We start from the raw sequence: 12,688 nt of genomic DNA on the forward strand, positions 1-12,688 counted from the left end.
GGATGGCCGTGCCCTCGGCGGACGAGCGCACCGAACGGGTGGCGAGCAACCGCACCGCACGGCCGGGGCGCGCGGAGTCGGGCGGTGGTCAGGACCGGCGGAGCGTGTCGATCAGCACGTCAAGGTGTCGGGCCGCCTCGGCAGCGGCCCTGGTGGGGTCACCGGCCTCGATCGCCTCGTACAGCTCGCGGTGGATGTCGTGCGGCGCCTCGGGCAGTCCGGGGGCCGTCCGCGAGCGGCGCAGACTCTCGGTCACCGCCCCTGCCAGGCCTTGGTACAGCTCGATCAGCACGACGTTGTGCGAGGCCTCCACCACCGCACGGTGGAAGGCGGCCCGGTCGCCGACCCGCCAGTGCCCGCGGGCGATCTCCTCCAGCACGGCCTCGGCGATCTGCTCCACCCGCGAACTGGACCCGACCTTGAGCATCACATCTCCCAGCTGGACGGTCAATGATTGACTGTCAGCCAGGACCCCTGATTGCCTTCGGGCCATGGATCTCGCAACTCCGGCCGCGGGTCGGATCACCACCGCCACCGTCCGCACGGGCAGCCTCAGGACCGGTGGCGCCGCACTGAACTGGCGCGCGGACCAGGTCACGACGAACGTGGTCCTCGTCCACGGCTCCTTCGACGACCACACCAGCTGGGACCGGATCGTCCCCCTCCTGCCCCACGACATCACCGCCATCCGCTACGACCGGCGCGGCCACAGCCGCAGCAGCGCCCCCGCCGGCCGGTCCGGCCTCCACGACCACGCCGGTGACCTCGTGTCCGTGATCACCGAACTCGCCGGAGGCGCCGCCCACTTGGTCGGGCACTCCTACGGCGCACTGGTCGCCCTCATGACCGCGGCCCGTCACCCGGAACTGGTCAGCAGCGTCCTGGTGCACGAGCCGCCGGCCTTCCCCCTGCTGGCCGACGACCCGCAGGGCGAGCCGCTGCGCGCCGAAGCCCGCGCCCACGTCACCACGGTCGCCGCCCACATCGAGGCGGGCCGCCAGGACGAGGCGGTGGCCCTCTTCGCCGAGAAGGTCGCGTTCGGCCCCCGGTGGCGGGAGCTGTTCCCGCAGCCGCAGCGGGCCGTGCTCGCCGCCAACGCCCACACCTACCTCGACCAGTTCCACGACCCCGACCACTACGCGCTCGACCTCGAGGCGCTCGCCACCGATCGCGTCCCGATCACCGTGACCGTGGGCACCGACGGGCCCGCGGCGGTACGCCGTTGCACCCAACTGCTCGCGGACCGCCTGCCGGCCGCGACCGTGGAGACCCTCACCGGGGCGGGTCACGCGCCTCACCTCAGTCACCCCGACGAGTTCGCGGCCGCCCTGGCGCGGCACCTGGGACGCGTGCGCCGGAGCTGAGAGCGGACTCGAGGCCGCCGCGCCGAGCCCGGCGGCCGGTGGCCGCGCGAGGGCCCGGACGTCACCAACTCTTGCCGCGGCCAACGGAGTCCCCCTTCATCCGCGACCACTCCCCCGCCCGCAGCCGCCGCCCGGGACTCGGTGCCGGCTCACCCGATCGAGCGCGGCGCGAACGGCCGGCGGTGGTACCGGCGATCATGGTTATTCAACTGTCGAAGAGGTGTTCTAGTGTCGACTGTTGGCCCACCATGAACTAGTCCTGCACGAAGCGTGCAGACCAGGTCACAAGGAGTGATCGACTTGATGGCGTGGAACCTGCGGAACACTCGAGTGGATGGTGCTCTCTTCCGGACGGACGGCGCCGATGCCGTGCCCGCGGAACGCGGGCCGGTTCCGGGATCGGTGCTGCCGGACCCGGCCGGCGGGACCGGCCGGCGGGACCGGCCGGTGCGTCTCGCCCGCCAGGTCGGAACTCAGCCAGGCCGAGCGCGAGTTGGGGCTGACGCTGTACCGGATACGGGTGGAGGGCGGGCTGTCCCTCAGAGCGTTGGCGAAGTTGATGGGGTACAGCGCGCACAGTGTGTTCGCCGACGTCGAGAAGGCGCGGCGGGTTCCCTCGGAGTCGCTGATCCGGTGCTACGAGGAGCGCTTCGACGTGCCGCCGAACTCCTTGCTGGCCCTTCGTCGGCGCGCGCTGCGTGAACGGGCCGTGCGGCTCACCGCGCGGTTCGCCGCCGACTCGGCCGGCCCCGCGCCGTCGCCGGTGGAGCCGGCCCCGTCGCCGGCCGTGCCCACGGCCGGGTCCGCGATCGCGGGCCACCGCTTCGGCGACGCCGTCCACGGCTGCCTGGTCAGCACCGGGCGATGTCTGGCGCGCGGCCTGCGCGCGGCGAACCGTCAGGAAGCCGCGGGCCGCGGAGCGAGCGGGGCGCCGACCGGGGAGAAGACCGCCCGGCCCAGACGGCTCCAGCGCACCGGGGCGGGCTGCCGGGTGTCGGGGTCGTCCGCCCCGCGCAGGAAGCCCAACTCGCCGAGGTCCGCGACGAAGTCCGCGACGTCGACCGGTTCCCCGTAGGTCTCCAGGTACCACTGGGCTGCCTGCGTGCAGGTCTGTCCTTCGACCAGCCGGCGCAGCAGCGCGGCACCGTCGGCCGGCAGGACGACGAACTCCCCCTCGTCCGGCCGCCCGACGGTCACGTCGTCGCCCTCGGACAGGAAGGTGAGCTGGTGGAAGGCGAGCGGCCGCTCCGGTGCTCCCGCTCCTCGGGCCTCGCCGGATTCCACCGCCGCAGGCCTGTCTGACATGGCTCCTCCGCGCGGAAGACGGACAATGGGCTGCCGGCCGGCTCCCCCGGCCGGTCACCGGTGATGGGTTCGAACGGGCCTCGAACCCATCACCGGATCGGAACGTGACTGGTTATCAGGCCGGGCAGCCACAGCCGCCGTACAGCGCGCCAACCGCGCTGGTGAGGCGCACGGATCCGGCCTTCCGGATGGCGATCTTCTTCATCTGGTCCACCTCCCTCACTGGAAAAGGCCCGGTGCCCGGGCCGCGACGCCGAATCGAGCGGCCGGGCGCCGGCGGGCACCGGGGGCGAGGCCCAATTTCTAGCAGCCGATCCGGGCGGACTCGGTGATCCAGAACAGACCGAGAACAGATGGCGGGCAAGTCGAGAACTCCGGGGCGGGAACAGCCCCGGTTCCCCGCGTCAACTCCCTTGCGGCCGGGCTGCTTTCGGCCGGACGCGGGGCATACCGGGAGCCAGCCCGGCGCCAGGTCGACGGCGGGGGGCGGGCAGGGCGAGCTACCGGACGTCGAGCTTGCCGCCGGTGCGCGCGGATCACGCCGAGCGCGTCCGAAAGGGGGATGCCTCAGTGGGCTCCGGCGACCGCGCTGCCGGCGCTCCCCCGCGCGCCGCCCCGCGCGATCTCGGCGGCCCGGCGTTCCAGCAGGTCGGTGCGCGCGCCGTCGAGGATCTCGTCGGCGAGGGCCGGGTCGGAGTCCCGGACCGCGCGGGAGAGCACCAGCGCGCCGATCATCTCGGAGACCATGGCGAGCGCGTGGCCGCGGTGCGCGTCCGGGGCGGCGGAGTCGTCCGGGGCGTGGTCGGGGCTGGTGGACCGGGCCGCGCGGACCGTTTCGGTGAAGGTGGCGAGGTGCGTCGCCAGCCCCCGCGCGTAGCGGTCGCGGGTGACGGGGTCCAGCCGTCGGGCGTCGCCGGCGAAACCGGCGTTGGGGCAGCCGTGGTCGATGTCGTCGCGATGCTCCGGAGAGAGGTACCAGGCGAACTGGTCGGCGAGCGGGTCGCCGCCGCGGGAGACGGAGCCCTCGACTGCCGCGGTGAGGTTGGCGTACCCGTCCGCCATGGCCTTGGCGAGGACCGCGTCGACCAGCGCGTCCTTGGAGGCGAAGTGGTTGTAGAAGCCGCCGCGCGTCATCCCCGCGGCTCCCATGAGCTCGACGAGGCCCACCGCGTCGACGCCGCGCTCGCGGAACAGGGCCTCGGCGGCGCTGATGATCGCCGCGCGGTTCTCCGCCGCCTGCTGTTTCGAGATGCCCATGCGATTCCCCGATCTTGTCTGCCCATGACTGTAGGAGCCGCACTCCGCAAAGTCAATGTCGGTCGACATTGACAGGACGCCCGGTCGGGCGTAGAACAATGTCGAGCGACATCGTGATTGGTGGAGTGCGGCTGCCCCCGTCGTCGACCGCGCCTTCCCCCTCGACGAGATCGCCGACGGCCACCGCTACCCGGAGTCCGGCAACGGCCCCGGAGAAGTCGCCGTCACCGCCTGAGCGCCGCTCACCCACCACCCCCGAGGAAGGAAGCAACCATGTCCGACACCGTCCCTGGCCAACCGCTGCTCACGCCCGCCCGGTTGGGAGACCTGGCGTTACCCAACCGCATCGTGATGGCACCGCTCACCCGGATGCGCGCCGACAACCCCGCCCAGGCCCCGACCCCGCTCCACGCGCGGTACTACGCCCAGCGCGCCGGCGCCGGACTGATCATCACCGAGGACACCGCGGTCAGCCCGCAGGCCGTGGGCTGGGCCGACACCCCGGGGCTGTGGAGCACGGAACAGGTCCGCGGCTGGCGGACGGTGACCGACGCCGTCCACGAGGCGGGCGGGCGCATCGTCGCGCAGCTCTGGCACACCGGCTCGCTCTCGCACCCGGACCTCCTCGGCGGCGCCACGCCGCTGTCCGCCTCGGCGGTCGACCCGCGCCAGCTCAGCGTCACCGCCACCGGGCGCAAACCCACCGTGGTGCCGCGCGCGATGTCCCGGGCGGACATCCGCCAGGTCGTCGCCGACTACGCCACGGCCGCCCGCAACGCGACCCGGGCCGGCTTCGACGGCGTCCAGATCCAGGCCAACTACGTCTACCTGATCGCCCAGTTCCTCAACAGCGCGACCAACCTGCGCACCGACGAGTACGGCGGCTCCGTCGAGAACCGGGCACGGCTCCTGTTCGAGATCCTCGACAGCGTGTCGGAGGTCGTCGACGCCTCCCGGATCGGTGTCAAGGCGGGGCCCATGCACGAGAGCGGCCCGTTCGCCGCCCATCAGGACACCCTGCCCACCTGGGAGTACGTCATCAGCCGCCTGGCCGGCCACGGCCTGTCCCACCTGCTGCTGATGGGCGCGACGCACGACCTGACCGGCACCGCCCTGGAGGAGCTGGCGGGCGACGGGATGTTCCGCCACTTCCGCCCGCTCTACCCCGGCACACTGATCGCCAACGTGGACATGGACCGCGAGCGCGGCAACCGGCTGATCGCCGAAGGCCTGGCCGACCTGGTGGCCTACGGCCGGCCCTTCATCGCCAACCCCGACCTGCCCGCTCGCTTCGCCGCCGGCGCGCCGCTGGCCGAGCCCGACTGGAACACCGTCTACGCCGCGGGACCGGCCGGCTACACCGACTATCCCCCGCTCCTCCCGGCACTCAGCACCACGGCGTCCTGACGCCCCGCCGATGAACCCCTCCCGGTCGCCGCCGGCCGTCAGCCGTCCCGACAACCAGCCCCGGGCGGCCCGATCCCGGCATCCTCCCGGCCCGACCCGACCCCCAGGAGACGGACATGAGCTCCGCCGAAGAGAACAAGGCACTCGTCCTGCACGCCTTCGACCTGCTGTTCAACCAGCGCGACTACCAGGCGGCCGAACGGCTCTGGTCCGAGGAGTACATCCAGCACAGCGCCCACGTTCCACCTGGCCGCGAAGGCCTGTTCGACTTCGTCCGTTCGCTGCCCGACACCCTGCGCTACGAGCACCAACTGATCCTGGCCGAGGGCGACCACGTCATGCTCCACGGTCGCTTCTCCGGCAACGGAGGCCCCGCCGCGACCGTGGCCGCCGACGTCCTGCGCGTCGAGAACGGTCGGCTCGCCGAGCACTGGGACGTCCTGCAGGACGAGGCGACCCGCTCCGAGTCGGCCAGCGGACTGCCCATGTTCGGCGACCACTTCCCGGCCTGACCCTCATCCACACCCTTCAGGAGACATCGTGAACCTCACCGGCAACACCGTCCTCATCACCGGTGGCACCTCGGGCATCGGCCGTGGCCTGGCCGAGGCCCTGCACCGCTCGGGCAACACCGTCGTCATCGCCGGCCGACGGCGCGCCGCGCTGGACGCCGTCACCGCTGCCAACCCCGGCATGGCGGCCGTCGAACTCGACCTCACCGACCCCGCCGCCATCAAGGCCACCGCACGGGCGGTCCTCGCCGACCACCCCGACCTCAACGTCCTGATCAACAACGCCGGGATCATGCTCCCCGACGACGCCGCCGGCCCACTCGACGAGGACGTGCTCCTCGGCCACGTCACCACCAACCTGCTCGGCACCATCCGCACCACCTCGGCGTTCATCGACCACCTGAAGAAGCAACCGCGTGCCACGATCGTCTACAACACCTCCACCCTCGCCTTCACCCCGCTGGCTTCCTTCGCGAGCTACTCCGCGACCAAGGCCGCCCTGCACTCCTACGCGCTCTCCCAGCGCTTCCTGCTCCGCGACACCTCGGTCAGCGTCCAGGAGATCGTCCCGCCCTGGGTCGCCACCGGCCTGGTCGGCAGCCCCGACGACCCGCGTGCCATGCCCCTGGAGGCCTTCCTGGAGCAGACGTTGGAGGCGCTGGGCACCGACTCCGAGGAGGTGCTGGTCGACGAGGCGAGGATCCACCGTGACAACGTGGGACCCCGCGAGCACGCCTTCGTCACCGAGCTCAACACCCGGATGGCCGAGGCGCTGAAGGACTGACCCCGCCGCCGTTCCCCGCCGCGCTGACGCGGCGGGGAACGGCCGCCACCCGTCAAGGCCCATCTCTTCCTGCGGCGGCTCCCCCGGAGCGTCATCCGGCGTCCTGGGCTGATCGTCAGCCGGGGCCGGCGGTCTGGCACCGCCAGCCATCGACCAGGCCGGGCGCCGCGCCGGTGTGCGGCGGCGTCGCTGATCTGCCGGTGGCCGATTCGGGTGTGGCGAGCGCTGGTCAGGACGGACGAGCGGGCATCGGGAAAGCACGGGTGGCGTCCTGCTGGGCCGGGGCCGGTGGCTGTGCTCCAGAACCCGCGGGGCTACGCCTGCACCGGGTCCACCGCGCCGGCGAGCGACGCCGTTGCCGGGGGACGGGTCGTGCTATGTGCGGCGACGTGGTCGATCATGGCGTTGAGGGTGACTTCCAGCGGGTGGACGTCGCGGTGGATCTGGGTGAGCAGCAGTCCGCCCTGCAGTGCGGCAAGGATCGTGAGCGCGAGGTCTTCGGGGTCGGCGGTGAGTTCGCCGCGTTCGTGCATGGCGCGCAAACCGCCCCGGATGCCGGACTCCCAGCGCAGGAATGCACCCGAGACTGCGGCGCGGGCCTTCGCGTCGGTCTCGGCCAGCTCGCCGCCCAGTGATCCGATGGGGCAGCCGCCGCGGCACTCCAGGTCGCGCTGGTGCTGCACGATGAAGTCGCACCAGGTCCGCAGGCCCTCGATGCTGTCCAGGCGGGCCAGCATGGGTTCCTGCCCGCCGACGACTGTGTCGTCCTGGTAGTCGATCACGGCCAGGACCAATGCCTGCTTGTCGGCGAAGTAGTGGTAGAGCTGCGAGCTGCTGGCCTGGGCCGCGGCCTTGACGTCCTCCATCGTGGTGCCGGCGACGCCGTTGTCGAACATCAGCTGAGCGGCGGCGGCGACGATGCGCAGGCGCGTTTGCTCCCCCTTGCGGGTCAGCTTCGCCGGTCGTTGTTCCGTGCGCGTGGTCATGGGTCCAGCCTACCTCCACTTTTGGACTGGACAATCCATTTTTTGCGGCGGATAGTGGATTGCGCAAGCCATTCCGGGGTCCGGCCGGGCCCTGGTGACGTACGTCCCGTGGAGGTTTGTCATGGAACTCACCGGCAAGATCGCCCTCGTGACCGGATCGACCAGTGGCATCGGCCGTGCCACCGCACAGGCCCTGGCCGCTCGGGGCGCCCACGTCCTGGTGTCGGGCCGCGACGAGGAACGCGGCGCGAGGGTGGTCGCCGCCATCCGCGCCGACGGCGGCAAGGCGGACTTCCTGGCCGCGGACCTGCACGACGCCGAGTCGGCGCGGGACCTGGCCCGGCGCGCGGTCCAGACCGGTGGCAAGGTCGACATCCTGGTCAACAACGCCGGGGCCGTCGTGTTCGGCCCCACCGACGCCACCAGCGAAGCGGATTTCGACGCCACGTACGCCGTGAACGTCAAGGCTCCGTTCTTCCTGGTGGCCGCCCTGGCTCCGGCCATGGCCGAGCGGGGCGAGGGCGCGATCGTGAGCCTGGCGACCATGGTGGCCGGCTTCGGCCAGGCCGGAATGGCGCTCTACGGCTCCAGCAAGGCCGCCGTGGCGCTGTTGACCAAGGCGTGGGCCGCCGAGTTCGGCCCGCGCGGGGTGCGCGTCAACGCCGTCTCCCCGGGCCCTGTCCGCACCGAGGGCACCGCGCCCATGGGAGGGGCGCTGGACCAGATCGCGTCCCAGGCCCCGGCCGGACGCGTGGCCGACCCCCGCGAGATCGCCGAGGCCGTCGCCTACCTGGTCAGCGACGCGGCGAGCTTCGTCCAGGGTGTCGTCCTGCCCGTCGACGGCGGACGCACCGCCGTCTGACCACCGCCGGGCCGGCAGGCCCGACTCCCGCAACCGCGGAGGCAGGCACGAGGGTGTTCACCCACACGCTGCAGCCCCCGCCAGGGAACCGACAGCCACCGACGGCGCCCTCGTGGACCTGGGCATCCCGGGCCTGCGGACCCGTCTTCGGTCACACCCACCCACAGAAGGAATGAGTACCCATGACCACCACCGGCTTCACGATCGCCGCGCAGATCGACGCCATGCACCAGCAGGCCACCGACCGGACGCCCGCCGATGCCCGGGACGCCTTCCACGACGAGCAGCAGCAGCTGGACGCCGCCGGCCTGCCCGCGGGCCTGGCCGCGGTCGGGTCCGTACTGCCGGACGGCGAGCTGCTCGACGTTCACGGTGAGCCCACCACCCTGACCAAGGCCCGCGCCGGTCGACCGGCCGTGGTCGTGTTCTACCGCGGAGCCTGGTGCCCCTACTGCAACATCGCCCTGCGCGCCTACCAGGAGCAGGTGCAGCCCGCCCTCACCGCCCGTGGCATTGCGCTGGTCGCGATCAGCCCGCAGACACCCGACGGCTCCCTGACCATGCAGCAGACCAAGCAGCTGACCTTCACCGTGCTGTCCGACCCGGGGAACCAGATCGCGAGCCGGTTGGGCATCCTGACCGCCCCCACCGAGCGCGCGCGCCAGGCCCAGACCGCCCTCGGCCTGGACCTCACCGCCGTCAACGCCGACCACACGCCCGCTCTCCCGATGCCGACCGTCGCCATCATCGACTCCGTCGGCACGATCCGCTGGCTCGACGTCCACCCCAACTACGCCACCCGCACCGAACCCGCCGACATCCTGGCCGCGCTCACCGTCCTCGACTGAGGGCACCCGCACGAGAAGAGAACAAGGCCGGGGCCGCCAGCGGCACCGGCCTTGTTCTCACGTGGGCGCCGACCCGCACGACCCACACGACGTACTCCTTGCTCGCGGCGCGGTTCCGCCTACTGACTTCGACTCGTCAGGGTGAACTTCCCCGAAGCCCCCGGCACGGTGGCAGTGGCGCTTGCCGCGGATCAGCAGGACGGCCCGGATCAGCGGGATCGGCTGGGTGACGGCATGGCGGTTCCCGCCGGTCAACGTCGTGGCCAGCCGGACGCCGTGCACTGGTCGGAGCAGCTGCTGGCCGTGCGCTGGTCAGCGTAGCCGCCGGGCGGCCAGCACGTGCGAATCGCGGATCGTGCTGATTGGCTGGTGGGCGAATCCGCTGCAGTCGGAGGCTTTGGGATCAATGCTTCTCAGGCGTCTGAAGCGAGCCGCGACACGGACGACCGATTCGAACGTCGTCCTCGCCGGACCGCCTCGCCCGGCCCGAGAGGGACAGGATGCGAGGCATGAGCGCGCGACCGATCGGTGACCACGCCCTGCTCTCCGACTGTCGTTCGGCCGCCCTGGTCACCTCCGACGGCTCGGTGGACTGGCTGTGCCTCCCCCGGTTCGACAGCCCGGCGATCTTCGCCCGGCTCCTCGACGAGAACGCCGGCCACTGGTCCATCCGGCCCACCAGCCCTGCCGAGGCCAGCCGCCGCTACCTCGAGGACACCCTTGTCCTGGAGACGACCTTCCGCACGGGTGAAGGCACGGTGGTACTGCGCGACGCCCTCGCCCTGGGACGGCACGAACGCGGCCACGCACTCGGCACCGCCTCCCCCGGAGTGCTCCTGCGACAGATCACCTGTACCGAAGGACGGGTGACCATCGAAATCTCCTACGCGCCGCGCCCGGAATTCGGACTCGTCCACCCGCTCCTCTCACCCGTCCGGGGCGGACTCGCAGCCCACGGGGGCGCACACGCCCTGCTCCTGTCGAGCCCCGTGGACTTGCAGGTGAACGGCTCCACCGCCCACGGTCGGATCCCGCTACGGGCAGGGCAACGCCTGGGATTCGCCCTGCACGCCGAGCCGGCCTGGGAACGCGAACCCACGCGCTGGCGGGCCGGGCGTATCCGACGCCGCCTTCGCGACACCGCCCACGGCTGGCGGTCGTGGTCGAAACTCCACCGCGGCTATGTCGGCCCCTGGCAGGACGAGGTGGGCCACAGCGGACGCGTGCTGCGCGCCCTGACCTTCACACCGAGCGGCGCCATCGTCGCCGCGGCCACCACCTCCCTGCCCGAGCGAGTGGGCGGAACACGCAACTGGGACTACCGGTACACCTGGGTCCGCGACGCCAGCTTCACCCTTCAGGCGCTGGCCACAGCCGCCTGCCACAAGGAGAAGGAGAAGTTCTTCGACTTCCTCGCCCGAGCCGCGGTGAACCAGCCCGACCGCGGCATCGACCTGCAGATCATGTACGGCATCGGCGGGGAACGCGATCTGAGCGAACGGCCCCTGCCCCACCTGACCGGCTGGCGCGACAGCAGCCCCGTCCGGAGCGGCAACGACGCGTGGCGCCAACGTCAACTCGACGTCTACGGCGAACTCCTCGAAGCCGCCCAACAGACCCTCCCGCCCGGCGAACCTCTGGCCCCCGCCACCCGCACCTTCCTGGTCCAAGCGGCAGAGACAGCCGCCCGACGGTGGCCCGAACAAGATCAGGGCATCTGGGAGCGACGCGGGCCCAGCAGACACTTCCTGCACTCGAAACTGATGTGCTGGGTCGCCCTGGACCGCGCCATCGCCATGGCACCCACCCTCCAAGCCGATGCCCACGTTCCCCACTGGCGGCACGAACGCGACCAGATCCGCCAAGCCATCGAACAGCGCGGCTGGAGCCCCGACCTGGGCGCGTTCACCCAGGCGTTCGGCAGTACGGAACTCGACGCCTCCGCGCTGATGCTGCCCATCGTCGGCTTCCTGCCACCTGACGACCCCCGCGTCCACTCCACCGTGCTGGCCATCGCCACGCACCTGACCGACCGCGACGGCCTGGTCCGCCGCTACCTCACCGACGAGCTGCCCGAAGACGAAGGCGCCTTCCTACTGTGCACCTTCTGGCTAGCCCACGCCCTCGCCCTCACTGGCGACACCACCCGCGCACGCCACGTCTTCCAAACCGCCCTCGCGCACGCCAACGACGTCGGACTACTCGCGGAGGAGGCCGACTCCGCCACCGGGGAGGCTCTCGGTAACTTCCCACAGGCCTTCAGCCACATCGGCCTGATCAACGCCGCCCGCGCCATCCGCGATGCCGAGGAGCAACCCACACCCACACCCACACCCACACCCAGGCTGCCTCGATCCACCGGTTGAGACCCTGGGACACCCCGGTGCCGCCACCCGCCCAGAACCCTCCATCCCCCCAGTCGGCCTCAGGTTGGATGACCCGAGGACGAGCCCCGGCGACTGAGGGCGAGGAAGCTTCGGCGGCCGCGTCTCCACTGGTCGCTGGCGCTGAGGGCCAGGTCCTCGGCGATCCTGCGGAGCGCCGGTGCTCCCAGAAGCGCCCAGGGAAACGGCGGCCCCCTGTGGCCGTGGATGTTTTCGAACCAGGCGGTGCACAGTTCCTCGACACCGTGAGGGCCGACCTCGACGAGGAGAACACCCGTCGGGGTGACGAGCTGGATGCACCGGCGCAGCAGGGCGTGTGGGTCTCCGCCGATGCCGATGTTGCCGTCGATGAGCAGGATGGTCTGCCAGTCTCCCTCGGCCGGTAGCCGGTCGAAGACCGATCGGCACAGTGCTCTCCCGCCGAGAGTGATGTTGTGGGCTACCGCGCGGGGGGCCACGTCGACGCCGAGTGCGGGGACGCCGCGGCTCAGGAGCGCTCTGCAGAGCCGGCCTGGTCCGCAGCCGATGTCGAGGACGGGGCCGACGCAGCGGTTGAGGACGGATTCGTCGGCCACGGTGGGCTGCGCGTACCAGCGGTGCACCGGCATCCAGATGCGGCGCCCGTCCGCCAGCCGCAGGTACACCGGTCCGTGGCCGGTTCGCAGGGCGAGCGCATAGGGGTCTTCCCCGATGTGGGACGGCGCGTCCCCGTCCGTCGTCATGGTGCGGCATCGTGACCCGGTCCGGGTCGTTCCTTGGTGGCTCGGCCGGCCCGGTGGTGGCGGCGGAGTGTGAGGGCGAAGGCCAGTGCGGAGGCGGCGAAGAGGGCGGCGGTGATGGCCAGCCACCGGCCGAGGTAGACGTTCTCGGGCAGTCGCGTGGCATCCGGGTAGGGGATCGACAGGTCGAAGATGAGGGGGAACCAGACGAGCAGGAGCACGCCGGTGAGGAAGGTGGGCACGCGCAGGTAGTTGATCCA

The 12,688-nt window shown here is 71.7% G+C and carries 14 protein-coding genes and 1 pseudogene; 8 read left to right on the forward strand and 7 right to left on the reverse strand.

All coding sequences use genetic code 11. The annotated features are described in order from the left end of the window. Nucleotides 1-88: 88 nt before the first annotated feature. Nucleotides 89-451, reverse strand: a complete 363-nt coding sequence (locus tag ACIGXM_RS12635) for a FadR/GntR family transcriptional regulator (RefSeq protein ID WP_396559862.1) — start codon at nt 449-451, stop codon at nt 89-91. Between the two features lie 40 nt (nt 452-491). On the opposite strand from ACIGXM_RS12635, the gene ACIGXM_RS12640 reads away from it, so the two are divergent. Next, nucleotides 492-1,364, forward strand: a complete 873-nt coding sequence (locus ACIGXM_RS12640) for an alpha/beta fold hydrolase (protein WP_396559864.1) — start codon at nt 492-494, stop codon at nt 1,362-1,364. Between the two features lie 636 nt (nt 1,365-2,000). On the opposite strand, the gene ACIGXM_RS12645 is transcribed toward ACIGXM_RS12640, so the two are convergent. The 3 genes from ACIGXM_RS12645 to ACIGXM_RS12655 form a co-directional block, all read right to left on the reverse strand. Further along, nucleotides 2,001-2,222 (reverse strand): hypothetical protein, encoded by a 222-nt coding sequence (locus tag ACIGXM_RS12645; protein WP_396559866.1) that lies wholly within the window; start codon nt 2,220-2,222, stop codon nt 2,001-2,003. 39 nt (nt 2,223-2,261) lie between these two features. Next, entirely contained in the window at nt 2,262-2,669 is a 408-nt protein-coding gene (locus ACIGXM_RS12650; protein WP_396559868.1) for a hypothetical protein, read from the reverse strand. A gap of 567 nt (nt 2,670-3,236) precedes the next feature. Next, nucleotides 3,237-3,926, reverse strand: coding sequence for a TetR/AcrR family transcriptional regulator (locus ACIGXM_RS12655; RefSeq protein WP_396559869.1), 690 nt, complete (start codon nt 3,924-3,926; stop codon nt 3,237-3,239). A gap of 273 nt (nt 3,927-4,199) precedes the next feature. Between ACIGXM_RS12655 and ACIGXM_RS12660 the strand changes: the two genes are divergently transcribed. From ACIGXM_RS12660 to ACIGXM_RS12670, 3 genes are all read left to right on the forward strand, one after another. Then, a complete protein-coding gene (locus ACIGXM_RS12660; protein ID WP_396559871.1) occupies nt 4,200-5,333 on the forward strand; it encodes an alkene reductase in 1,134 nt (377 codons plus the stop codon). A gap of 116 nt (nt 5,334-5,449) precedes the next feature. Continuing rightward, nucleotides 5,450-5,845: a nuclear transport factor 2 family protein gene (locus ACIGXM_RS12665; RefSeq protein WP_396559873.1), complete on the forward strand. Its 396-nt coding sequence runs from the start codon at nt 5,450-5,452 to the stop codon at nt 5,843-5,845. Nucleotides 5,846-5,873: 28 nt separating this feature from the next. Further along, on the forward strand, nt 5,874-6,629 hold the full coding sequence (locus ACIGXM_RS12670; RefSeq protein ID WP_396559875.1) for an SDR family oxidoreductase: 756 nt from the start codon (nt 5,874-5,876) through the stop codon (nt 6,627-6,629). Nucleotides 6,630-6,943: 314 nt separating this feature from the next. Here the strand turns inward: ACIGXM_RS12670 and ACIGXM_RS12675 are convergent, their stop codons facing one another. Then, a complete protein-coding gene (locus ACIGXM_RS12675) occupies nt 6,944-7,615 on the reverse strand; it encodes a TetR/AcrR family transcriptional regulator (protein WP_396559877.1) in 672 nt (223 codons plus the stop codon). 121 nt (nt 7,616-7,736) lie between these two features. Here ACIGXM_RS12675 and ACIGXM_RS12680 point away from each other — a divergent pair, with 121 nt between their 5' ends. The 4 genes from ACIGXM_RS12680 (at nt 7,737) to ACIGXM_RS12695 (ending at nt 11,691) form a co-directional block, all read left to right on the forward strand. Continuing rightward, nucleotides 7,737-8,477 (forward strand): SDR family NAD(P)-dependent oxidoreductase, encoded by a 741-nt coding sequence (locus tag ACIGXM_RS12680; protein ID WP_396559879.1) that lies wholly within the window; start codon nt 7,737-7,739, stop codon nt 8,475-8,477. A gap of 182 nt (nt 8,478-8,659) precedes the next feature. Further along, a complete protein-coding gene (locus tag ACIGXM_RS12685; protein WP_396559881.1) occupies nt 8,660-9,325 on the forward strand; it encodes a peroxiredoxin-like family protein in 666 nt (221 codons plus the stop codon). Between the two features lie 141 nt (nt 9,326-9,466). Further along, nucleotides 9,467-9,646, forward strand: a complete 180-nt coding sequence (locus ACIGXM_RS12690; RefSeq protein ID WP_396559883.1) for a hypothetical protein — start codon at nt 9,467-9,469, stop codon at nt 9,644-9,646. A gap of 179 nt (nt 9,647-9,825) precedes the next feature. Beyond that, nucleotides 9,826-11,691 (forward strand): glycoside hydrolase family 15 protein, encoded by a 1,866-nt coding sequence (locus ACIGXM_RS12695; protein ID WP_396559885.1) that lies wholly within the window; start codon nt 9,826-9,828, stop codon nt 11,689-11,691. A gap of 59 nt (nt 11,692-11,750) precedes the next feature. Here the strand turns inward: ACIGXM_RS12695 and ACIGXM_RS12700 are convergent, their stop codons facing one another. Together ACIGXM_RS12700 and ACIGXM_RS12705 are read right to left on the reverse strand one after the other, a co-directional pair. Further along, nucleotides 11,751-12,431, reverse strand: a complete 681-nt coding sequence (locus ACIGXM_RS12700) for a class I SAM-dependent methyltransferase (RefSeq protein WP_396559887.1) — start codon at nt 12,429-12,431, stop codon at nt 11,751-11,753. Beyond that, nucleotides 12,428-12,688, reverse strand: a pseudogene (locus ACIGXM_RS12705) (hypothetical protein); the annotation flags it as partial. The gene ACIGXM_RS12700 and the pseudogene ACIGXM_RS12705, both read right to left, overlap by 4 nt.

Source organism: Kitasatospora sp. NPDC052896, assembly GCF_044547075.1.
GTDB lineage: Bacteria > Actinomycetota > Actinomycetes > Streptomycetales > Streptomycetaceae > Kitasatospora.